Origin of the sequence: Geminicoccus sp., assembly GCF_036263595.1 — a bacterium.
Classification (GTDB): Bacteria; Pseudomonadota; Alphaproteobacteria; order Geminicoccales; family Geminicoccaceae; genus Geminicoccus.
On record NZ_DATAGQ010000021.1, the window covers coordinates 1 to 21,510 of the forward strand.

Annotated in this window: 20 protein-coding genes and 1 tRNA gene; 10 read left to right on the forward strand and 11 right to left on the reverse strand. The window is 65.6% G+C overall.

What is annotated here, in order from left to right:
* The 4 genes from VHL31_RS01300 to VHL31_RS01315 all read right to left on the reverse strand — a co-directional run.
* On the reverse strand, nt 1-425 hold a 425-nt coding region (locus VHL31_RS01300; protein ID WP_329659392.1), incomplete at its 3' end, for a hypothetical protein.
* A 71-nt stretch (nt 426-496) separates the two neighbouring features.
* Entirely contained in the window at nt 497-1,339 is an 843-nt protein-coding gene (locus VHL31_RS01305) for a hypothetical protein (protein ID WP_329659393.1), read from the reverse strand.
* Between the two features lie 546 nt (nt 1,340-1,885).
* Nucleotides 1,886-2,655 (reverse strand): IS5 family transposase gene (locus VHL31_RS01310; protein ID WP_414653623.1). Its coding sequence is split into 2 segments (ribosomal slippage): nt 1,886-2,364 and nt 2,364-2,655, totalling 771 coding nucleotides; the frame shifts between segments, so codons are not numbered across the junction.
* A 520-nt stretch (nt 2,656-3,175) separates the two neighbouring features.
* A tRNA-Arg gene (locus VHL31_RS01315) sits at nt 3,176-3,252 on the reverse strand.
* On the opposite strand from VHL31_RS01315, the gene VHL31_RS01320 reads away from it, so the two are divergent.
* Both VHL31_RS01320 and VHL31_RS01325 read left to right on the forward strand, forming a co-directional pair.
* Entirely contained in the window at nt 3,225-4,016 is a 792-nt protein-coding gene (locus VHL31_RS01320; protein WP_329659394.1) for a thermonuclease family protein, read from the forward strand. The two genes, VHL31_RS01315 and VHL31_RS01320, sit on opposite strands and share 28 nt — an antisense overlap.
* Complete coding sequence (locus tag VHL31_RS01325) at nt 4,013-5,482, forward strand: M48 family metalloprotease (protein ID WP_329659395.1); 1,470 nt, start codon at nt 4,013-4,015, stop codon at nt 5,480-5,482. The genes VHL31_RS01320 and VHL31_RS01325 overlap by 4 nt, the downstream gene beginning before the upstream one ends.
* A gap of 9 nt (nt 5,483-5,491) precedes the next feature.
* On the opposite strand, the gene VHL31_RS01330 is transcribed toward VHL31_RS01325, so the two are convergent.
* From VHL31_RS01330 to VHL31_RS01340, 3 genes are read right to left on the reverse strand one after another with little or no spacing between them, the layout of a single operon-like run.
* On the reverse strand, nt 5,492-6,892 hold the full coding sequence (locus VHL31_RS01330) for a SpoVR family protein (RefSeq protein ID WP_329659396.1): 1,401 nt from the start codon (nt 6,890-6,892) through the stop codon (nt 5,492-5,494).
* A 13-nt stretch (nt 6,893-6,905) separates the two neighbouring features.
* Nucleotides 6,906-8,114: a DUF444 family protein gene (locus VHL31_RS01335; RefSeq protein WP_349262329.1), complete on the reverse strand. Its 1,209-nt coding sequence runs from the start codon at nt 8,112-8,114 to the stop codon at nt 6,906-6,908.
* Between the two features lie 48 nt (nt 8,115-8,162).
* Nucleotides 8,163-10,091 carry a serine protein kinase gene (locus VHL31_RS01340; protein WP_329659397.1) on the reverse strand — a complete coding sequence of 643 codons (1,929 nt, stop codon included), beginning with the start codon at nt 10,089-10,091 and terminating at the stop codon, nt 8,163-8,165.
* Nucleotides 10,092-10,503: 412 nt separating this feature from the next.
* Here VHL31_RS01340 and VHL31_RS01345 point away from each other — a divergent pair, with 412 nt between their 5' ends.
* From VHL31_RS01345 to VHL31_RS01370, 6 genes are all read left to right on the forward strand, one after another.
* Complete coding sequence (locus tag VHL31_RS01345; protein WP_329659398.1) at nt 10,504-11,307, forward strand: HpcH/HpaI aldolase family protein; 804 nt, start codon at nt 10,504-10,506, stop codon at nt 11,305-11,307.
* A 3-nt stretch (nt 11,308-11,310) separates the two neighbouring features.
* Complete coding sequence (locus tag VHL31_RS01350) at nt 11,311-12,654, forward strand: branched-chain amino acid ABC transporter permease (protein WP_329659399.1); 1,344 nt, start codon at nt 11,311-11,313, stop codon at nt 12,652-12,654.
* Between the two features lie 76 nt (nt 12,655-12,730).
* Nucleotides 12,731-13,711, forward strand: a complete 981-nt coding sequence (locus VHL31_RS01355; protein WP_329659400.1) for a tripartite tricarboxylate transporter substrate binding protein — start codon at nt 12,731-12,733, stop codon at nt 13,709-13,711.
* 6 nt (nt 13,712-13,717) lie between these two features.
* On the forward strand, nt 13,718-14,188 hold the full coding sequence (locus VHL31_RS01360) for a tripartite tricarboxylate transporter TctB family protein (protein WP_329659401.1): 471 nt from the start codon (nt 13,718-13,720) through the stop codon (nt 14,186-14,188).
* Between the two features lie 3 nt (nt 14,189-14,191).
* Nucleotides 14,192-15,700 (forward strand): tripartite tricarboxylate transporter permease, encoded by a 1,509-nt coding sequence (locus VHL31_RS01365; RefSeq protein ID WP_329659402.1) that lies wholly within the window; start codon nt 14,192-14,194, stop codon nt 15,698-15,700.
* Nucleotides 15,701-15,732: 32 nt separating this feature from the next.
* The gene (locus tag VHL31_RS01370; protein WP_329659403.1) at nt 15,733-16,500 is read left to right on the forward strand and encodes an SDR family oxidoreductase; all 768 of its coding nucleotides are present in this window, start codon (nt 15,733-15,735) and stop codon (nt 16,498-16,500) included.
* Between the two features lie 44 nt (nt 16,501-16,544).
* On the opposite strand, the gene lysM is transcribed toward VHL31_RS01370, so the two are convergent.
* Entirely contained in the window at nt 16,545-16,988 is a 444-nt protein-coding gene (gene lysM / locus VHL31_RS01375) for a peptidoglycan-binding protein LysM (protein WP_349262333.1), read from the reverse strand.
* Between the two features lie 90 nt (nt 16,989-17,078).
* Between lysM and VHL31_RS01380 the strand changes: the two genes are divergently transcribed.
* Together VHL31_RS01380 and VHL31_RS01385 are read left to right on the forward strand one after the other, a co-directional pair.
* Nucleotides 17,079-18,077: a 4-hydroxyproline epimerase gene (locus tag VHL31_RS01380; RefSeq protein ID WP_349262331.1), complete on the forward strand. Its 999-nt coding sequence runs from the start codon at nt 17,079-17,081 to the stop codon at nt 18,075-18,077.
* A 139-nt stretch (nt 18,078-18,216) separates the two neighbouring features.
* Complete coding sequence (locus VHL31_RS01385) at nt 18,217-18,933, forward strand: DUF2270 domain-containing protein (RefSeq protein ID WP_329659419.1); 717 nt, start codon at nt 18,217-18,219, stop codon at nt 18,931-18,933.
* A gap of 105 nt (nt 18,934-19,038) precedes the next feature.
* Here the strand turns inward: VHL31_RS01385 and terL are convergent, their stop codons facing one another.
* The 3 genes from terL to VHL31_RS01400 are packed head-to-tail and all read right to left on the reverse strand — an operon-like array spanning nt 19,039 to nt 21,487.
* Nucleotides 19,039-20,532, reverse strand: a complete 1,494-nt coding sequence (gene terL / locus VHL31_RS01390; RefSeq protein ID WP_329659405.1) for a phage terminase large subunit — start codon at nt 20,530-20,532, stop codon at nt 19,039-19,041.
* Between the two features lie 53 nt (nt 20,533-20,585).
* Nucleotides 20,586-21,017, reverse strand: a complete 432-nt coding sequence (locus tag VHL31_RS01395; protein ID WP_329659406.1) for a hypothetical protein — start codon at nt 21,015-21,017, stop codon at nt 20,586-20,588.
* On the reverse strand, nt 21,017-21,487 hold the full coding sequence (locus tag VHL31_RS01400) for a hypothetical protein (RefSeq protein WP_329659407.1): 471 nt from the start codon (nt 21,485-21,487) through the stop codon (nt 21,017-21,019). The genes VHL31_RS01395 and VHL31_RS01400 overlap by 1 nt, the downstream gene beginning before the upstream one ends.
* Nucleotides 21,488-21,510: the final 23 nt, after the last annotated feature.

Here is a 21,510-nt window from a genome sequence, read left to right on the forward strand (position 1 = left end):
CACGAGCCGTCAGCGGGGAGTTCAACTTCGATTTCTAAGGTGGACGTCACCCCGCCTGCCGCCAATCCGCCGGCAGGAGCATTGACAAAGGCGAGTTCCCCGGAGTTCTGAACGGGGCTATGCGGTGTTGTCGTAACATGCACTTTCAGCGGTTGCGCTTGCGGTGCGTCCAGCCGCGCGCGGGCCTCCACCGGCGCCCAGCAAACATAATCATCCGCCGGCCCGGTAGCTCCGACCTCGACTTCCACGGCCGTTTCCCCAAGAGCAGATCCCGTTACGCCAATAAACGCGATAAATACAGCCGGAATTGAAATTAGAAGACGCGCTGGGGTGCGGAGGTCCTCAGGCGAGCGATCCAACCTGCGCATACGCCGTAGATAACCATTAAACATCAGGTCCTCTCCTTTTTGATACAACTCAGCCATTTGTGTTTCGGAGACAGCCCTTAGAGAAAGCAAACTCACTAAGGAAACATTTACTTCTTGCGTGCCTTTACTTAAGATGTGCTCACTTCGGCCTTGCGCTTGTCGCGCAGCTTCTCCGTCTCGCGTCGGGTAATAGGATTGAACACTTCGAGGTCGGCGGCCAGCTGATCGAACAGCTGTACCGAGCGGTTCGTCTCGGCCCGATAGTCGCGCCCCGCATCGATGGCGCGCGCTCGCAAGATCGCAGCCGCCACGGCGTCCGCACGGTCCTTGTTGCGATGTCTCCGAGCTTCCTCAAGCTCCTTAAGGCGGTCGTGAGTCACGGGAAGCGCCTTCTTGGTGCCCCCCAAAGCGAGGTACAGACCGGTTAGAGGGTCAAAGAGATCGAACACTTCAAGCTCGTCAGCCCTGAATTGAGGGCGTCCGACGCGAAGAGCGATACGGTTCGACCGCAGGACGTGAGGGCGCCCTCCCTCGGCCTCGACCCGCAGCTCGACCTCGAGCTCGTAGTCCCCCGGCTCCGCGAGCGGGAACCCCGGCTGGCCGTAGAACATCTGGAGATTATCCTCCAGCGGTTCATCTCGGCCGATTCGGACCATCGCTTCCCGGACCGGCCGAAAGCACCGCGTCACGATCGGTCGGAATACCTCAAACGGCTCGTCGCCGCGTCGACGATGCAAGCGCCTGCGGAAGCGGACCCGTAGATAGCCGGCCTTCGGGTCGAGCAGGTACTCCGGAGCCTCGACCACCCGCACCGTCGAGCTGAGCCTCACGCCGAAGAATGCTGGCGCGCCGAATTCTAGGAGCACGCCGCGGCCGTCGGGCCGGCGATCGCGCTCCGGCAGCAGCAACTGCAGGTTCAGCCCGATCCCGGAGGTCAACGCGGCAGGCCGGGACGGGACGGTCGCGTACACCGCGTCGCTCCAGCAATTGACCGCCCCGAACGGACTTCCCCTCGGCATCGGCGTCCGGTTCGAGCTATCGCGGCAGGCACGGCGTCTTTCGCCTTGCCGTCCGACGAACCGCGTCTCGATGGGTCGACCGGCGACCGGTCCGAGCGGTGTGTCGATTCAAGCGCCCTCCCTCCCGCCCGCCGTGCCGCGGGCGTTACCGGTGTCTTTCTGATGGCGCCAAGTATTTCATTAAACCCTACTTGGGTACCGCCTTGATCGCAAGTATGCGCCGCTCGTCGCGTGCAAAATTTTACCCAGTGCGGCGCTCGTGCCGATGCGCATGGCTGGTTTGGGTCACGTCGTCCCGTGCGCGATGCTTCCGTCGCGGACTGCAGCATGGCCGGCGCCGTGGCGCGCTTGCGAAAGCGAGAGGATTCGTGCGCGTCGAGTGCGGCGTAGGGGAGAACCCCACGACCCCCTAAAGCGCTCCACGCTCGTGGATCAACATGCCGGCCGCCTTGGACTCGGCGTCCGGTCGCGCTCGCTTAGGCCACGCCCCACTAAGAACTAGGGACAAAACCGGTTGATCTGGCGCAGGCAGATCAGGGCGCAGGCGAGCGTGGCCAGGGCGAGGTGGATGTCGGCGCGCCGCTCGTAGCGGATGGTCAGGCGCCGGAAGCGGGCGAGCCACACCAGCATGCGCTCGACCACCCAGCGGTGCCGGCCCAGCCGCTCCCTGCTGTCGACGCCGCGCCTGGCGATCCGTGGCGTGACGGAGCGGGCGCGGTACTCGGCCCGGCAACGACGGTAGTCGTAACCCTTGTCGACGTACAGCTTGCGCGGCCGGTGCCGGGGGCGGTCCCGCCGGCCCGTGCGCACACCGGGCACGGCGTCCAGGATCGACGGCAGCATGCGGCTGTCGTGACGCTCGGCCCCGCTCAGCGTCAGGCCGAGCGGCGTGTCGCGGGCGTCCGTGACGAGGTGGCGCTTGGTGCCCGGCCTGACGCGGTCCGCCGGATTCGGGCCAGTCGCCGCGCCCCCCTTTTCGCGGGCACGCTGGCGCTGTCGAGGGCGGCCCGGCCCCAGTCCAGGGCGCCTGCGTCGTGCAGCCGCTCCAGCAGCGCGCGGTGCAGCGCGGTCCAGACGCCGGCCGCGTGCCAGTCCCGCAAGCGTCGCCAGCAGGTCTTGCCGCAGCAGCCTAGCGAGGTAGGCACCTCCTTCCACTGCATGCCCGTGCGCAGCACCAGCAGGATGCCGGCCACCCCACGGGGGCAGGCCACGGCGGTAGCTGGGGAAGTAGTCCTTCTATGGCGTCCTCGTTTAAACTTGCCGGCGATTGCAGGTGGACAATAACTCGTTCCGGTAGGTGAGGGTAGTTTAGGGTCGCCTAACGGAAAAGCTCCGTGCCTAACCGTGAAGCGAGCTTGGCTGACACGTGCACTCACCTCAAATCCGCAGACGCGGCCCTTGTCGGAGAGCCCGTTTCTCAGCAACTCGCTCCGTCTCATCCTGCCGCGCCCCGACCCGCTCGCCCGGAACCCTTCACTATCGGCTTCGCGAAGATGAACTTTGACCAGACGTTCCAGACAAAGCCTGCGAGCGAGATCAGTATCGAAAACAGGCTCAGCACGAACGCTCAGTCCGCCGTGGTCATGTCGTCTACCTTCGCCATGCGGCACTGCGCCTGGGGATCGTTACCCACCACCGGAATGCCGGCCATGCGTCGAAGCCGTCGTTCTTGCTTCCGGGCCGGTCCTGTGGCCGCCTCCAGCAGGGCGAAAATCGTCTGCCGGGTTCCCATAGGCTTCCCAGGTTGCTTCAATACCACTGGAGATGCAACGAAGTACTTGAATTTACTGGTGCGCCCGGCGGGATTCGAACCCACGACCCCAGGATTAGGAATCCTGTGCTCTATCCTGCTGAGCTACGGGCGCTGCCCGATCTCCCTTATCATCGTCGCGCGGGCTCTGCCAGTCGGCGCAGCGCGCTGGTGGGCGCTGCGCTGGTCCTGTTGCTGTGTCGGACGGCAGCTGCGAATGACCCGGTCCGGGTGGCGCGGATCATCCGGGCGGACGAGTGGCTGCTCGCGGACGGGCGGGAGGTGCGGCTGGCCTCGATCGTCGTGCCGGACGAGCCGGAGACGCTGGGCGCTGCGGCAGGAAAGCTGATGGAGTCGTTCGCGGCCGGGGCGGTGACGGTTGGTGGTGCGAGGATCGACCGGTATGGTCGCCTGCTTGCGACGGTGCACGACGAGCGAGCGAACGATGCGCGTGCCCTGCTGTTGCGAGCGGGCCTTGCGGTGGTGCGGGCAGGCGACGAGTCGCCGGCGATGCTGGAGAAGCTATTGGCCGAGGAGGGCGCCGCCCGCGCAGCCGGTCAGGGCATATGGGGCGAAATGGACCAGGCGCGTGTGCCAGCGGCATCCGTTGCCGAACGGATCGGCAGGTTCGCTTATGTGGAGGGCGTCGTGGCCGCGGTGTCATCGCGGCGCGAGGCCACCTTCCTCGACTTCGGCCAGGACTGGCGGACCGACTTCACCGTCCGCATCCGGCAGGAAGATCTCAAGCGGTTCATGGCTGCAGGCATCGATCCGGCTGCCCTTGTCGGCCGAAAGGTGATGGCGCGCGGCTGGCCGTTTCTTTCCGCAGGCCCCATGTTGGAAGCGCGAGATCCACTGGAGTTGCAGGCCGTCCCATGAAGCGCGTCCTCCTTTCGCTGTTGGTCGGCACCGCCCTGGTGGCATGCACGCAGGTACGCAATCCGGCGACCGGCCAGCTCCAGTACACGACGCTTTCGGTCGAGGACGAGCGGCAGCTGGGTGCTGCCGAGCATCCCAAGGTGCTGGACCAGTTCGGCAGCTATGAGGATGCCCAGGCATCCGCCTATGTGAGTGAAGTAGGGCAGCGGCTCGTCGCCGTGAGCGAACTCCCAGAGCAGGACTTCACCTTCACCCTGCTGGACAGCCCGGTGATCAACGCCTTCGCGCTGCCCGGTGGCTATGTCTATGTCACCAGGGGCCTGATGGCGCTCGCGGCTGATGAGGCGGAGCTGGCCGGCGTGCTGGCGCACGAGATCGGACACGTCACGGCGCGGCATTCGGCGCAACGGGAAACCCGCTCGACGCTCAGCCAGGGCACCGGCGTGGCCGTTACGGTGCTGAGCGCGATCTTCCTGGGCGAGACGGCCGCGAGGGCAGCAGCGCAGGCCTCCCAGACTCTCGTACCGGCTTACGTCATGGGCTATTCCCGGGAGCAGGAATTCGAGGCGGACGAACTGGGTATCCGCTATCTGGCACGCGCAGGCTATGATCCGCGGGCGATGGCCACGTTCCTGGCCAGGTTGCAGGCGGAAAGCGAGTTGCAGGCGGCGCAGAGCGGGCAGCCAGCCGAGCCCGAAGAGAACATCTATGCGACGCATCCCCGAACGCTCGATCGGGTCGCCCGTGCGGCGAACGAGGCAGCGGAGCAGGCCCCCGAACGCAGGGATCGGGCCGCATATCTGGCAGCCGTTGACGGGATCCTCTATGGCGACGATCCCGAGCAAGGAATGGTGATCGGTCGCAGCTTCGTCCATCCGGGGCTGGGCATCCGCTTCGAAGCGCCGCCGGGCTTCCGGCTTGTGAACACGCCCGAGGCGGTGATCGGCCAGCGGCAGGATGGCGCGATCATGAAGTTCGACATGGGTCAGCGTCAGACACAGGACATCCCCAGCTATCTGCAGCAGCAATGGCCGGGGCCGCAATCGGTCCGGGCGGTCTGGCCGGCAAGCGTGGATGGGCATGAGGCGGCCAGCGGCCTGGCGATCGGCAAGGTAGGAAGCCGGACCCAGCAGGCCGTGGTCGGTGCCGTCGATGCCGGCGAGGGCAGGGTGTGGCGCTTTCTGTTCGTGGCGCCGCAGATGGACCAGCGCTCGGCCGGTGCCTACCAGCAGTCGATCGAATCGCTGCAGTTCCTCTCGCCCGCCGAGGCAGCCAGGTTCAACGGCCAGCGGATCCAGGTCTACACGGTGAAGCCGGGCGACCGCCTCGCAGGACTGATGAACACGAACGACCCGGCGATCCTCGCCAATGTACGCCTGATGAACGGGATCGCCGCGGGTGCCGAGCCGGAGCCCGGCAGCCGGATCAAGCTGGTCGTCCCGAGGCAGGGCGTGCCCGAGGCCTGACGCTGCCGGTCAGTTGATCAGCTTGGCGTCGAAGCCGTCGGGGCCCGAGCAGAGCAGAGTGGGCTTGCCACGCAGCGAGCAGCGCAGCCATACCTTGCCGCCCCAAAGGTGGCGGAGATGGCCGAGCGTCTTTTCGGCATGGGTGACCTCCAGGTCGCGGCCATCATGCTCGTGGACGAGATAGAGGCCGCGGGCACCGCCATAGTCGGCGTCGTGGATTTTGATGACCGGCATGGAAGCGGTGCCGGTCTGGCGCAGGAGCTTTGCCTTGATGTCCTCCCAGCCTTCCTCGGCCACCTCGTCGACCACGTAATGCTCGCCGCGCTGGGCGTAGGAGAACATGTCGACCGCGCGCATCGTCTCGGGGTCGAGGAAGCGGCGCAGAAACGAGGTGTCCCGGTCGCTCTCGCGCACCTCGAACATCTTCCTGCGGCCTTCCGGCGTGTTGGCGCCCCCGAACTTCTTCTCGATCTCGTGCCAGAGCACGAAGCCCAGGTGGTACGGATTGATCGACCGCGGGTGCGGGCATACCACCTGGTTGTGGCGAACCAGGAACTCCAGGTAGATGTCCTGTGGAAGGTCGAGGGAGTTCATGATCTTGTGGTGCCAGAAGCTGGCCCACCCTTCGTTCATGATCTTGGTTTCGATCTGCGGGATGAAGTAACGGCTCTCGTCGTCGACGATGGTGAGCAGATCGCGCTGCCAGTCGGCGAGGTCACGTCGATGGTCCCGGACGAACAGGAGCAGGTCCTCGTCAGGCTCGATCGGCACGCGCGACAGGTCACGCTGGACCTGTTCCTTCTTGCGCGTCAGCAGCGGGAAGAAGTCCTGCGGCCCGTCCTGGGCGTCCAGCGCCCGCCTCATCTGGTCCGCCTGGGAAAGGCGGGGCACGGAAGGGTTTTTCGAGCGCGAGAACGAGAGAGCATGACAGGAGTCGAGCCAATCCTCCACCGTCACCGCGCCGATCGATGGGTCTTCCTGGTAGCGCCGAACGCGGTCGGCCCGCGCCTTGAAGGTCGCCACCGTCTCGCTGGCCCGCGTGCCGGCCGCGAAGTTGAAGTTCTTCTTGAAGAAGTCGTTATGGCCATACACGTGGGCGATCGTCAGGATCTGCAGGCAGATCGAGTTGTCGCGCATCAGGTAGGCGAGGCAGGGGTCCGAATTGATGACCATCTCGTACGGCAGCCCGGAGACGCCGTGGTCGTACATGGTCTTGGTCTTCTCGAAGGCCTTGCCGAACGACCAGTGAGGATAGTGTGACGGCATGCCGTGGTAGGCCATGTAGCCCAGCATGGCGTTCTGGTCGCATACCTCAAATTCCTGCGGATAGCAGTCCAGGCCGAACTCCTGGACCTTCTCCTGGATCTTGTCGTCCCAGCGGGCGAGCTCGTCGAGCGTCCAAGCGGTCATGGGTGCTCCTGGTTCAGCCGGCCTCGGCGCGCTCGCGGGACAGGACCTGGCGGAAGGACGGGTAGACGTCCTCGCGGCGCTCGATCAGCACGGTGTGGAAGTTCTTGGCGTCGATCGCACGGAAGCGCTCCAGCATCGAGCTTTCGTAGTAGTGCGAACCCAGCGGCTTGATTTCGCCATAGCCGAACAGGTTGCACGCCTCGCAGAGCTGACGCGCCGACTGGATCGTCGCCTCGTTGTCGCTGTCGAAATTATCCCCATCCGAACAGTGGAAGGCATAGATATTCCATAGTTCCGGGTGAAACCTGGTCTCGATGATCTCCAGGGCCTTCTTGTAGCCCGAGCTGATCATCGTGCCGCCGCTCTCACCCTTGTGGAAGAAGTCCTCCTCGCTGACTTCCTTGGCCTCGGTGTGGTGGCCGATGAAGACCAGCTCAACATTCTGGTAGCGCGTGAGCACGAACTGGTAGAGCAGGAAGAAGAACGAGCGGGCGAGGTACTTCTTCATCCGGTCCATTGAGCCGGACGTGTCCATGATGCAGATGACGACGGCGTTGCTTTCTTCCCGGACGTCGGTCACCACCCGCTTGTAAGTCAGGTCCTCGCGCCGGTAGGGGAAGCGCTCGTCCGGGTTCTCGGGTTCGTTCGTGCGATTCTCGCCGAAGTTCGCAGCGGCCGTATCCGACGCGATCATGCGTCGGATACGCGCCTTGGCCGTGCGCTTGCGGTCGAGATGGACGCGGGGGCCGCGCTTGCGGTAGCCGCGCCGCTTGAAGGTGGAATCGGACATGACCTCGCGCAGCACCTTGCGCTCCATGTCCGGCAGTTCGAGATCCTCGAACATGATCTCGATCAGCTCGTCGATGCTGATCTCGGTCTCGTAGTAGTCGACGCCCGCCTCGGAACCGGCACGGCCCTGGCCGGGCTGCGGCTCGCCGTCGCCGGTCTGGCCGACGATCTGGCCAGGCTTGGTGTCGCCGTCGCCGGTGCCGACGCCACCGCCATTGTCGCCATAGACGAACCGGTATTCCTTGATGCCCCGGATCGGCACCTTGACGATCTTGTCACCGTCGCGGCCGATGATGCTCTCTTCGGCAATGATGTCGGCGATGTTCTCCCGAAGAGAGCGGCGGAGCTTTTCGCGGTGACGTTGACGGTCGCCGGCGCTGCGGTCGGAACGCAGCGCCTCGCTTTCCTCGTAAGGACGAAACACGGTCGTCAAGGATAATCCCCTGGTACGCCTAGATACGGCCCTCTCGGATGTCGAACGTCAATCTTTCCACAAGTGGTTGGCTGCATACTTCAAGATGGTGTCGATGCTCTCCTCGCTATAGCCCTGCGAGATGAGATTCGTTACCATCGTGTCATATTTCTGCCGCTGCTCCTCGTCGCGGGTGCGCGCCTTGGTCACGATCCGGCTGATCTCGCGCACCGAGTTCATCAGCTTCTTCTCGATCGCTTCCTTCAGTGGTTCGTACGAGGTGTAGGCGACCTTCTCGCCACGTCGCGTCGCGGACCAGAGATAGGCGATCACCTCCTGCCTGAAGCCGTCCGCGGCCGGGCCGATCACCGCGATCTGCTCCTCGATCGACTTCAGGAACGCCTCGTCCGGCTGCATTTCATCGCGGGTCTGCTTGTCCTTCACCTTCGTCTTGGTGACGTAGGCTTCGGCATGGTCCAGGTAGTTCTGGAACAGCGTCTCCGCCTGGTCCCTGAAGCTGTAGACGAAGGCCTTGGTGATGTCCTTCTCGAGCAGGTCGAGATAGGCCTTGTGCAGCGTGTCCTGCAGGAACTCGAGATACTGCTTCTTGGTGTTGTCCGGTAGCTCGGTCTCCTTGACCATCCCGATCAGCGCCTCGCGCACGTTGATCGGGTGGATGACGCCGTCGTTCTTGGTCAACGCCGTGTCGATCGCCTTCATCACGAAGCGGGTCGAGATGCCGAACATGCCCTCGCGCTTGGCGTCGTCCTGCAACTCGTGCGAGGTGACCTTCTTCGGCCGGCCCTTCTCCAGGACCTCCTCGCCGTTATAGATCTTGAGCTTGGTCAGCGGATCGCATTTCGAGGTCGGCTCCAGGCGCGACAGGATCGCGAACATGGACGTGATCTCGAGCGTGTGCGGCGCGATCTTGGCGTTGAACTGTGATTTGTTCAGGAACTTCTCGTAGATCTTCACCTCTTCGGAAAGGCGCAGATTGTAGGGCACCTTCACCACGACCATGCGATCCAGGATCGCCTCGTTGGTGTGGTCGGCCTTGAAGCGCTGCCACTCCGCCTCGTTGGAGTGCGCCACGATCACCGTATCGACATGGATCGTACCGTGCCGGCCGGGAGCAGGGACGAACTTCTCCTGGGTCGCGGTGATCATGGTGTGAAGGTATTCGGGGTCGTTCTTGAAGACCTCGATGAACTCCACCATGCCGCGGTTGCCGACGTTGAAGGCGCCGTTCAGCTCCAGCACGCGGGGGTCGCCTTCGGAGTAGCGGTCGAGCTTGGAGATGTCCTCTGAGCCGATCAGCACCGAGGTGTCCTGATTGTTCGGGTCGACCGGCGGAACGACGCCGATGCCGCGCCTGGCACGCTTGGAGAAGCGGAGCGTCCTGATCTGGACGTCCTCGTACTTGCCTTCCCAGTTCTCCTTCAGCTTCCAGCGGCAGACCGGGCAGAGGTCGCCCTCGACGCGCACGCCCAGCATCTCCTCGAACGCGCCGCGCAGGTGGCGCGGGATGAGGTGCAGAGGGTCCTCGAAGGTGGGGCAGCCCTCGATCACGTAGAAGGGGGGCAGCTCCTCCAGCCCGCGCTGCAGCCGGGCCACCAGGGAGCTCTTGCCGGAGCCCACCGGTCCCAGGAGGTAGAGGACCTGCCGGCTCTCCTCGCCGCCCATGGCGGCCGAGTGGAAGTAGCGCACGATCTTGTCGAGGGTGCGCTCCATGCCGAAGAACTCGTCTTCGAAGAAGCCGTACACGTTGACCGGTTGGTCACCGAACAGGCGCTTGACCCGAGGATCGGCCTCGGCATCCAGATGATGGACGCCTTTGGACATCAGCATTTCGTAGAAGCGCCGGTGCGACTGATAAGACAGCGTCGGGTCGGCCTTTACCTTTTCCAGGTATTCGAGGAACGTTCCCTGCCATTCTTCCTGCGCCCTCGCTTTGCGGTCTTCGGCGATGATAGCGGCAAAGTCGACGGTAGTGCTCACGGTCTCCACATCCTCTGGAAGGGGGCTACGTTCTTCGCACGAACCTCGAACGGGTGTCAGGCCGTCCTCTGCAGTCGATCGATCCTAATGCATCTAGAGGTTGAGAAGTCTAACCAAGTTCTCGTACTACGCAAGCCAAACGGTCGGCATCGGCAGTTGCTCCAGCGGGTCCTGCACCGGAGCCGGGAATCACTCCCTCGGAACCGGAACGGTAACCCGACGACCGGCGCCCCGCCAAGAACCTATTCGACCGGCGTCCGACTTCCATTGGAGCGTGTCGCCGACGTGCGGGCAAGGCACCTAGTGTAACATGCAGTAACGCACGACGTTGCAAGATCACGCGCGCCCGGTTCGCCTTGCCAGCAGGGCTGACAGGGCGGTATCCGACAGCAGGTCCGTCGAGGAGGATGGTATGCTGGTCGGGAACCGGCTCAAGCGGCGGGTCGCCGCAGGTGAGCGGCTTTATGGTGCGTGGATCTCGACCGGTTCCACCGCGAACACGGAATTGCTGGCCTCGGCCGGCTACGACTTCCTGATCATCGATCAGGAGCATGGCGCAGCTTCGATCGAGACAGCGATCGAGCTGATGCGTGCGTGCCTGGTTGGCGGTGCCGACCCGATCGTGCGGGTGCCATGGAATGATCAGGTCTACCTGAAGCGCATCCTCGATGCGGGTGCCACGTCCGTGATGATCCCGATGATCGAGAACGAGGCGGAGGCGCGGGCAGCGGTGGCGGCGTCGCTCTACCCGCCCTATGGGCGGCGAGGCTATGCGGCCCCGGCGATGCGTTGCTCGAACTATGGCGCCGATCCGGCCTACCGTGCCAACTGGCATGAGAACCTATTCCTGATCGCCCAGATCGAGAGCGCGGGTGCCGCCGAGCGGGCGGAGAGCATCGCCGCCGTCGACGGTGTCGACATGGTGCTGATCGGCGTGAACGACATGGCTGGTACCATCGGCAAGCTGGAGCAGCTCGACGATCCCGAGGTGAGGGGCCTTGTTGCCCTGGCCGAGGCGAACCTCAAGAAGGTCGGCAAACCGTACGCCACGGTCCCGAGCGCAGCGCGCACGCCCGAGCAGCTGTTCGCCGAGGGCTACACGCTGGTTGCCGGCGCCGGCGACGTTCCCTTGCTCGCCGCGGCCGCGCGCGCCGATCTGGCAAGGGTGCGTGGCGGAGCCGACCTGCCGACGCGACCGGCAGGCCCGTACGGCTGAAGCGTGGCACGGCGACTGCCGCCATGGCTGATCGTCGTGATCCTGGTGGTCTCGCTCGGGTCGTCCACCGCCGGCGAGGCAGCCAACAGCCGGGACGCCGTCAAGGCGTGCCAGGACCTGTTGCCGGTGTTCGTGGCCAGCCCGGCCTCGATCACCATCGCGACGGACGACGAGGGGGATGCCTCGCCGTTCGGCGTGACGATCGGCTGGACGTCGTCGCAGGCCGGCGATGGCTGGATCCGATGCTGGTTCCTGCCGCGCACGAAGGCAGCGGACGTCTGGCAGTTCAGCCAGGTCGAGAGTTCCCGCTTCGGTGTCCTGTCGCGCTATGACGTGCAGCAGGCGTTCAAGATGCTGCGGCTCAAGCAGCGGGAAGCCCGCATCCCGCTGCAGCCGGTGCCCGATGCACCGCTGGTGCCCTGGCTCTATCTGCTGCAGCAGGTCCTGAACGGTCTGACTTTGGCCTGCGTGTATGCCCTGGTGGCCGTCGCCTTCACGCTCACGGCCGCCGCCTCGCGCACCATCATGTTCGCGTTCGGCGAACTGGTCAGCCTTGGCGGCTGGCTGTTCCTGATCGTCCATGTCGGCCTGCAACTGCAGGCCGGGCTGCCGGTCGTCGTGACGATCGGCGCCGGGTTACTCGTCTGCGCGGTCACCGCTGGGCTGTTCGCGCGGGCCGGCGACCGCCTGGTGCTCGCAAAGTTCCGCTACCACCGGACCAGCGTGGCCCTGATCGCCTCGGTCGGGCTGGCGATCGCAGCGGCGGAGGCGCTACGGCTGGCGGCCGGCAACAAGCCGCGCCAGATGTCGGTGGTGGCCGATGCGCGGATCATCCTGATCGAAGGCCACGGCTTCGACGTGTCGGTGACGTCCGGCCATCTCTGGGTCGCGGCGGCCACCTGTATCATCGCGACCGCGCTAGCCTGGTTGCTCGCCCGCACCCGCTTTGGCCGATGCCTGCGGGCGGTCGTGCACGACCCTGGAACGGCGGCGCTGGTGGGCGTCGACGTCGATCGGGTGATCGGGCGGACCTTCTTCCTCGCCGGCGCGCTCGGGGGGGCGGGAGGGCTGGCGCTGCTCGCGGAGTACGGGGTGGCCGATCACGCCACCGGCCTCGCCGTCACCCTCAAGGCCCTGACGGCGGCCCTGCTGGGTGGGATCGGATCGGTGCCGGGGGCGTTTGCCGGCGGCTTCATCGTCGCGTTCGTGGAGACGGTGAGCGCCGGGTACGGCAGTGCCGCCTGGAAGGACGTGTTCGTGCTGGCCGTGCTCGTCGGCCTGCTGATCTTTCGGCCTAAAGGCCTCTTTGCCACCCGCCGCGTCCGTTCTGCCGACGAGCCGCTGTAGTATATCAGGCGGTGACAGGGGGGGACGTGTCCTCTAGCTATCTCGAGGACATGAAAGAAACATTGGGAGGAAGCCGATGATCCGCCGTGGTGCAATGGCCGTGCTGGCTACGACCATGCTGACGTTCGGCTCGCTGGGTGCCGCCGAAGCGGCCTATCCCGAGCGGCCGCTGACCCTGATCGTCCCTTGGGGAGCTGGCGGCGGAACCGATGCCACCGCACGTATCGTCGCCTCCGAGCTGGAGAAGGGACTGGGCGTCCCGGTCAACGTCGTCAACCGCACCGGCGGCAGCGGCGTCGTCGGCCACAGCGCGATCGCGACGGCGGCACCGGACGGCTACACGATCGGCATCATCACCGTCGAGATCGGCATGATGCACTGGCAGGGCCTGACCGAGCTCAAGGGCAGCGACTACACGCCGCTGGCGCTGATGAACGAGGACCCGCCCGGGATCAACGTCCCAGTCGACGCCAAGTGGAACACGCTGGAAGAGCTGATCACCGACATCAAGGCGGCGCAGCCGGGCGAACTGAAGGCGAGCGGCACGGGTCAGGGCGGCATCTGGCACGTGGCGCTGGGCGGCATGCTGCAGGCGGCCGGCGTTCCCGCGAACCATGTGCAGTGGATTCCGAGCCAGGGTGCTGCACCCGGCCTGCAGGACATGCTCTCCGGCGGCGTGCAACTCGTTCCGTGCTCGGTGCCTGAAGCCAAGGCCCTGATCGACGCCGGCCGGGTCAAGAGCCTCGCCATCATGGCGGAACAGCGCAATCCGGTGTTCCCCGACGTACCCACCGTCAAGGAGTCCATCGGCATCGACTTCAGCGTCGGCGCCTGGCGTGGCTTTGCCGGTCCTCCCGGCATGGACCAGGAAGCGGTCGCCAAGCTCGAGCCCCTGATGAAGAAGATCTTCGACTCCGCTGCCTTCAAGGACTTCATGAACAATCGCGGCTTCGGCATGGTCTACCTGCCGGCCGCCGAGTTCGGGACGTTCATGGAAGAGCGTGACGCGATGTTCGGCAAGATCATGACAGATCTCGGCCTCGCCAAGGCCGGGTAAGGGCCGATGCGGGTTGCCGACTGGGTGTTCGGCCTGATCCTGTTGATCGGGGCGGGACTGATCCTCCGCGAAGCCTCTGGCTTCGCGGAAATGCCGGGGCAGGACTACGGGCCTGCCTTGCTGCCGTCGATCGTGGCGGTGGGCTTCGCGATCTGCGGGCTCGTGCTGGTGGCAAGCGGCCTACGCGCCCGCGCCCCGGCATTAGCCCTCGATCCTCAGGCACGCGCGCCCGGACGGCTACCCGACGCAGCGCTCACCATCGGCGCCGTCGTGTTCACCATGCTCGTCTGGGACGTGCTGGGGTTCATCATCGTGTCGACGATCGTGCTGACCCTGCTGTGCGCGCGGTTCTGGGGCGGCCGGATCATCCCGGCCCTGCTGGTGGGCGTGATCGGGTCGCTGGTGATCGACTGGCTGTTCCGCAAGATGCTCCTGGTTCCACTGCCGCTGGGACCGTTCGCCGGCTGGATCTGGTAGCCCATGGACCCGCTCCTCCAAGCCTTCTGGCTGGTTTTCGATCCCTACAACCTGATGGTGATGACGCTCGCCGGGCTGTTCGGCATGTTCGTCGGCGCCATGCCCGGCCTCACCGCGACCATGGCGACCGCGCTGCTCGTGCCGGTGACCTTCTTCATGGCGCCGGTGCCGGCCGTGGCGGCGATCGTCACGGCCACGGCCATGGCGATCTTTGCCGGCGACATCCCGGGGGCCCTGATCCGGATCCCCGGCACGCCGGCCTCGGCGGCCTACGTGGCCGACAGCTACAAGCTCGCCCAGAAGGGCCAAGCCGAGCTGGTGCTCGGCTGTTGCCTGGTCTTCTCGGCGATCGGCGGCATCTTCGGCAGCCTGGTCCTGGCCTTGGCCGCACCGGCCCTGGCCGAGGTCTCGCTCAGCTTCTCCTCGTTCGAGTTCTTCTGGATCGCCGTGTTCGGCCTGACCTGTGCGATCTTCATCAGCACGGGCAGCCCCATCAAGGGCGTGGTCTCGGTCCTGCTCGGCCTGTTCCTGGCGACCGTCGGCATCGATCCGACCGCCGGGCAGCCCCGCTTCAACATGGGCTCGGTCGAGCTGATGGGCGGCGTCAGCTTCATCCCGGTGATGATCGGGATGTTCGCGATCTCGGAGCTGCTTCGCTGGGTGCTGGGCTCGCGCAAGCTGGAGGCGCTGCAGAAGCGCGAGCTGGGTTCGGTGTTCCGCGGGCAGTGGGCGCTGTTCCTGAAGTACAAATGGAACACCGCGCGCAGCGCCGTGATCGGCGTCGTGATCGGCTTCCTGCCGGGTGCGGGGTCGGACATCGCGGCCTGGGTGACCTATGCGATCTCCAAGAAATTCTCGAAGGAACCCGAGAAGTTCGGGACGGGCCATATCGAGGGCATCGTCGATGCCGGCACTGCCAACAACTCGTCCTTGAGCGGTGCCTGGGTTCCTGCCCTCGTGTTCGGCATTCCCGGAGACTCGATCACCGCGATCGTGATCGGCGTGCTCTACATGAAGGGTCTGAACCCAGGCCCGACGCTGATGCTCAACCAGCCGGAAATGCTCTACGCGATCTTCATCGTGTTCATGTTCGCCAACATCGTGATGCTTCCGCTCGGCTGGGTGGCGATCAAGCTGTTCCGCTACGTGCTGAACGTGCCGCGCGAAGTGCTGATGCCGCTCATCCTGATGGCCTGCATCGTCGGCAGCTTTGCCATCAACAACAGCCTGTTCGGCGTCGGCATCATGCTGGTGCTGGGCATCGTCGCCTACTTCATGGAAGAGAACGGCTTTCCGATCGCGCCGGCCATCCTGGGCCTGGTGCTGGGGGAGTTAATCGAAAGCAGCTTCATCACCTCGATGATGAAGGCCAATGGCAGCTTCCTCGCCTTCTTCGAGCGTCCGATCTCGGCCGCGCTGGGCGTGCTGGTGGTTGCCGCCTGGATCTGGCTGATCTGGTCGGCAGTCCGGGCGCGTCCGGCGCTGGTCAGCGAGGAGGAAGCCCCGGTATAGGGGCGCAGCAGCAAGGATCAGGGACGAGACGGATGAGTGGCTGGGCGATCTACCCGAGCCTGAAGGGCAAGTCGGTCTTCATCAGTGGTGGCGGCTCCGGCATCGGTGCCGCGATCACTGAGGCATTCGCGCAGCAGGGTGCCAAGGTCGCCTTCTGTGACCTCAGCGAGGACTGCAGCCAGGAGCTGGTCGAGCGGCTGGGCGCGGAAGGACATGACAAGGTTCATTTCGAGAAGGCCGATGTCCGCGACATCGACCAGCTCAAGGGCACGATCGCGAACGCGGCGGCAGCGAACGGCCCCATCACCATCCTGGTCAACAATGCCGCGCGCGATGACCGTCATGCCTTCGACACCGTAACACCGGAGTATTGGGACGAGCGGTTCGCGGTGAACCTGAAGCACCAGTTCTTCGCGTCCCAGGCCGTGTTCCCGATGATGAAGGAAGCCGGTGGTGGCTCGATCGTCAATTTCGGTTCGACCAGCTGGATGGTGGGCCAGGGCGGGATGCCGGCCTATACCAGCGCCAAGTCGGCCGTAGCGGGCCTGACCCGCTCGCTGGCGCGCGACTTCGGGCCCTTCAACATCCGCGTCAACGCGATAGCGCCAGGCTGGATCATGACGGAGCGGCAGAAGTCGCTCTGGCTGACACCGGAGGGCATCGAGGAGCTGATGAAGCGGCAGTGCCTGAAGCGGCAGCTGCAGCCGGTCGAGATGGCGCGGCTCACGCTGTTCCTCGCCTCGGAGGACAGCTCGGCCATGACCAACCAGACCTATATCGCAGATGGCGGCTGGGTCTGACCCGCCGCAGGCGGGGGCCGGCTGGCCGGCCCCCGCTGCCGTCGTCATGCGGACTGAGGCGGAATCCGCAGCACCTGGCCCGGATAGATCTTGTCCGGGTCGGTGAGCATCGGCTTGTTCGCCTCGAAGATCGTCGGGTACTTCGCGGCGTTGCCGTACTGGACCTTGGCGATCGCTGACAGCGTATCGCCCTTCTTCACGGTGTAGAAGGTCGACGTTTCGGCGGGCTGCGTCGGCTGGATCCTGTCCTCCACCTTCGCCACCCCCGCGACATTGCCCATCGCCAGGATGAGCTTTTCCTTCTGCTCCTGGCTCGCGGCCGATCCGCTCACCGTCACCTTGTCGCCCTCGACCGCGACATCCACCCCGGATACGTCGAGCCCGTGGCTCTGGGCCTCCTTCTTGAGCTCGTCGGCCGAGGGAGCGGCTTCCGCCGTGCCGATGCCGACGGCACGACCGGCGGCCTTAACGAAATCAATGAGGCCCATGGTGTTTCTCCGTGATTTACGATTGAAGCTTGAACAAGTGCCGCGGCCGCGGGTGCCCTTGCCGAGGCGGCGTCTCTTCGGGAGCAGACCTTGAACCGCACCTTCTTCTGCGTAGATGGCCATACCTGCGGTTGTCCGGTGCGCCTCGTGGCCGGTGGAGGGCCCAGCCTCAAAGGCAGCACCATGTCCGAGAAGCGCCAGGACTTCCTGGCCAACTGGGACTGGGTGCGCACATCGCTCATGTTCGAGCCACGCGGCCACGACGTCATGTCCGGCTCGATCCTCTATCCGCCGACCACCGAGGATGGCGACGTTGCGATCCTGTTCATCGAAACCTCCGGCTGCCTGCCCATGTGCGGGCACGGCACGATCGGCACGGTGACCATGGCGATCGAGCAGGGTCACGTGGTGCCGAAGGAAGAGGGCCGGCTCCTCCTGGACGTGCCGGCCGGGCGGGTCGTGGCGGAGTATGTGCGGGAAGGGCGCTTCGTCGAGAAGGTCAAGCTCACCAACGTGCCGTCCTACCTCGCGATGACCGAGGTGCATGTCGACTGCCCGGAGCTGGGCGAGCTGGTGGTCGACATCGGCTATGGCGGCAACTTCTACGCGATCGTCGAGCCGCAGAAGAATCTCCGCGACATGGCGGATCTGTCCGCCGGTGAGATCCAACGCCTGTCGCCCGAGCTGCGCCGGCGCCTGCGTGCCCTGGTGGAGCCCGTTCATCCCCTGGATGACACCATCCGAGGCGTCAGCCACATCCTCTGGACGGGCAAGCCTACAAGGCGCGGTGCTCATGCCAGGAACGCGGTGTTCTATGGCGACAAGGCGATCGACCGAAGCCCATGTGGCACGGGCACCTCGGCGCGGATGGCGCAGCTCGTGGCCAAGGGCCGGCTGAACGTCGGCGACCCGTTCGTGCACGAGAGCATCATCGGCTCGATGTTCGAGGGACGGGTCGAGGCGGCAACCGAACTGGCGGGCGTGGCCGCGATCGTGCCGTCGATCGCCGGCTGGGCCCGGACCACCGGCTACAACACGATCATCGTCGACGACCGCGATCCGTTCTGGCGAGGCTTCTCGGTGATCTGAGGGATTGCGCACAGGGGAGGAGCGACGGGCCATGGAGAGGCCGGGGCCATCACAAGCCTGTGGCTGTTCCACCCGGACCAGGGGAGACCCGGCAAGGCCGGAATGGCTCGCGATGCGGCAGGATCAGGGAGTGACCATCATGCCGAACATGGACGAACAGCGCGAACTGCGTCCAACCATGGCCGTGCCCGTGTTCCCGAGTACGAGCAACGAGTTCATCACGGTGCTGGCGCATTTCCACCGTGCCGAGATCGCCCGCATGGCCGGCTGGCGGGACCGGATCGATCGGACAACCAACTGGGCGATCACGGTGGTGGCGGCCCTGCTGTCGGTGTCCCTTTCGACGCCTACCGCCCATCATGGCGTCTTGCTGTTCGCCATGCTGGTGGTGCTTCTGCTGCTGGTGATCGAGGCGCGGCGCTATCGCTTCTTCGACGTGTACCGCAACCGGGTGCGACGCCTCGAGCGCAACTACTACGCCCAGGTCTTCTCGCCCGTGCCCGGCACCAGCGACGATTGGGTCCAGGCGCTGGGCGAAGACCTCCGGCGGCCCCTGTTCCTGGTCAGCCTCCGCCAGGCCATGTCGCGCCGCCTGCGCAGGAACTATTGCTGGATGTTCCTGATCCTGCTGCTGGCCTGGCTTCTGAGGACCACCAGCATGAACCTGCCGGAGAACGCGGTGCAGACCCGCCTCGTCCAGGGCTTCGGAGAATGGGTCCGCAACGCCGCGATCGGCCCGCTGCCAGGCTGGTCGGTGCTGACGGCCGTGGCCTTGTTCTATGGCTGGATCATTCTCGTATCGTCGCGCTCGAACATCAGCGACGGCGAATTGGCTTTCGGCGACGTGCATGTCTGAGGAGGGCCAAGGCGGCCACCGTCGATTTCCGGCAGCAATACCCGGTCGTCGAGAGCTGGTGGCGGATCTCGACGTACATCGCTCGATCGACCCGGACGGCCTGTCCTAGGGGTCGAAGCGTGTGGCAGCAATCGACGTGGCGCCGCCTCGCCAGCTCGGGCGGGTGCGCAGGGCGTGAAGGCCGCGCAGGCGCACCGGCTCCTCCAGGATGCAACCGGCCACCGCGTCCAGAGCGTCGTCACGGCTCTGCCGGTCCGGCAGCCATTCACGCATCTCCTGCGCGAAGCCGCCCTGCCAGACATTCTCGTGCACGTGGAGCCGCCCGGAAGCCAGGAGCGGATCGAAGGCCTCCAGGATCCGCTGGACCTTGTTGCGGGTGGATACGCGCTCGACCACGGCACAGCCGGTGCGCGAGCGGGCGACCGCCTTGCGCAGCATGGAAGGCAGGAACTTACCGATGCCGTTGGTCTCGACACGAATGGCAGGCTGGGCCATCGCTTCGGCGAACTCGACGACCTGGCGGCAGAGCTGGTCGGCCTCGTCCTGGTCCGCGACCCTGGCCGGATCGTGCTTCAGGTAGCGCAGGCCGTGCAGCCAGTAGTCGCCCTCCTCGCAGACGAACACGCACGCCACGACCGAGGCGTCCCCCTTGCGGGGGTCGCCGAAGGAAGGGTCCCACCAGCAGGTGCTGGACAGCATCCGTCGCCCGCCGATGGTGAGGATCGCGTCGCCATTGCCGCTGGCGAGTTCGATCTCACCCTGGTAGCGCCGCATCCGCTCGGGCTCGAGCCGGACGTCATGCACATGGGTCGGCTCCAGCAGCATCTGCGAGCGGAACTTGGCCGGGCCAGTCTGCTGGCGCATGCGCTGCACCACGTCCTCGGAAAAGCGCTCGGGCCAGGCGGAGCGGCCGTTCTCGGGATCGAGCAGGGGGATCTTCAGCCGCTGGTATCCCGCCAGGAAGGCTGAAGCTTCCTTCAGCTCCTTGCGCGGCTCATCGGCATAGATCGAGTAGTAGGAGTGCGGGGTGCCGACATAGAGGATCGTGCCCGCCGGCATCAGGATGTAGTCGAGCTCGCGCAGGCATTCCCGCATGTCCTCGCGCTTGCCTGGCGTGTCGGAGGTATTGGGCACCTCGACGTCGTCGCAGACGATGACGTCGGCGCGAAGACCGGTCAGGTTGCCGGTGATGCCGCGCGAGCAGAGCGAGGGATCACGAAAGTCGTGGGGACGGGCGACAGTGAAGCGGTCCCCGGCCCATTGCTCCTTCCGCTCGGGCAGCAGATGCCGCGAGAGCGGGTGGCGCTCGATGATCCGGCGGACGTTGCGCGTCATCTTGTCCGCCAGGCTCTGCTCGGCCGACAGCACCAGGACTCTGAGATCCGAATTCTCGCTCAGGATCCAGGCGCAGAACAGCCCCACCAGGGTCGACTTGCCGGCATTGCGGAACACCATCAGCAGGAGCCGCTTGTCGCCAGCCCGCCAGCGCTGCTCCAGCCAGCGCGCGACGTCGACGTGGAGGTCCGGCGTCTTGCGGTGCTGGAGCTGGTTGTAGACCCAGACGAACCGGCGAAAGCTGTGCCCGTCGATCGTGCGCATGGCGGTCCGGTCCGTTGGGAAGGATGAGCGGAGCGAGCGGCCGGCCTGGCCGGTCAGTCCAGGAGCGAGCTCCCGGCGATGCTGCCAAGGGTCCTGACACCTTGGCTGAGCAGGCTGCCCTGCTGGTCGAGCAGGTTGTTGCGCTGGCGGAGGGCTGCGCGGGTATCGTTGCCCTGGAGGCTGAGCCGGACCTGGGCGTCCGACTGCGCCTGCTCGGTCCGCGCCAGCCGGCTGAGGCCCGACGCGATGGCGTCCGCGGCGCTGCCGAACGCGCCGATGCCGGACGAACCGGCGCGGGCCCGGGTGCTGGCCAGCGCCTTGGCGAGTTGCTGCTCGCGCTTGCGCCGCTCGATCAGCTGTTGGAGCTTCAGCTCCTGGGCCGTGCGGACCCGGTCCGCCTCGATCAATTCATTGGAGCGGGCCTTCTTCTGCTGGCCCAGGACGGCGCTGAGGCCAAGCGTGGCGAGGCTGGTTGCGGCACCCATCAGTCGGTCACCTGTAGTTGGTGGGTCACGGCAAGAAGCGTGAACGGGGTGGGGTCGTCCTGAGCGATCTGCCAGAACGGAGCATCGATACCTCTGCGCCAGCCAAGGACCCGCACGGCACGATCCCCGGTGAAGCCATCCGGTAGCGTCGGCAGCGCCTGCGGGATCGGGCCATTGCCCATGTCCAGATGCAGCGCGGTCGTCGCGAGGAGCCGGAACACCATGCGCACCGTGCGGTAGCGCGCATCCTGGGCACGGTTTGCGAGCGGAAGGACAGGTGATGGCTCGACGACATGCGTGAAGGCGAAGCCTGCCACGAGTTTCGTGGCTGCGAACGGCAATGTCACGCTGCCGCCGGAGACGACCGTGCGCCGCACGGGCTGATCGTCCGCGATCAGCCAGACCTGGCTGTCATTGAACCGGTCCAGGCCAGACCAGACGGTGCGGGGCGAGGACGCAACCAGCTGCAAGGCGGCGTCCACGCCGATCCGGT

Bases quoted from the DNA above. Each gene is read 5' to 3' on its own strand.
- VHL31_RS01365 (WP_329659402.1), top strand. From the start codon at position 14,192: ATGGACCCGCTCCTCCAAGCCTTCTGGCTGGTTTTCGATCCCTACAAC.
- VHL31_RS01325 (WP_329659395.1), top strand. From the start codon at position 4,013: ATGAAGCGCGTCCTCCTTTCGCTGTTGGTCGGCACCGCCCTGGTGGCA.
- VHL31_RS01330 (WP_329659396.1), bottom strand. From the start codon at position 6,892: ATGACCGCTTGGACGCTCGACGAGCTCGCCCGCTGGGACGACAAGATC.
- VHL31_RS01370 (WP_329659403.1), top strand. From the start codon at position 15,733: ATGAGTGGCTGGGCGATCTACCCGAGCCTGAAGGGCAAGTCGGTCTTC.
- lysM (WP_349262333.1), bottom strand. From the start codon at position 16,988: ATGGGCCTCATTGATTTCGTTAAGGCCGCCGGTCGTGCCGTCGGCATC.
- VHL31_RS01355 (WP_329659400.1), top strand. From the start codon at position 12,731: ATGATCCGCCGTGGTGCAATGGCCGTGCTGGCTACGACCATGCTGACG.
- VHL31_RS01395 (WP_329659406.1), bottom strand. From the start codon at position 21,017: ATGGGTGCCGCAACCAGCCTCGCCACGCTTGGCCTCAGCGCCGTCCTG.
- VHL31_RS01385 (WP_329659419.1), top strand. From the start codon at position 18,217: ATGCCGAACATGGACGAACAGCGCGAACTGCGTCCAACCATGGCCGTG.
- terL (WP_329659405.1), bottom strand. From the start codon at position 20,532: ATGCGCACGATCGACGGGCACAGCTTTCGCCGGTTCGTCTGGGTCTAC.
- VHL31_RS01360 (WP_329659401.1), top strand. From the start codon at position 13,718: ATGCGGGTTGCCGACTGGGTGTTCGGCCTGATCCTGTTGATCGGGGCG.
- VHL31_RS01345 (WP_329659398.1), top strand. From the start codon at position 10,504: ATGCTGGTCGGGAACCGGCTCAAGCGGCGGGTCGCCGCAGGTGAGCGG.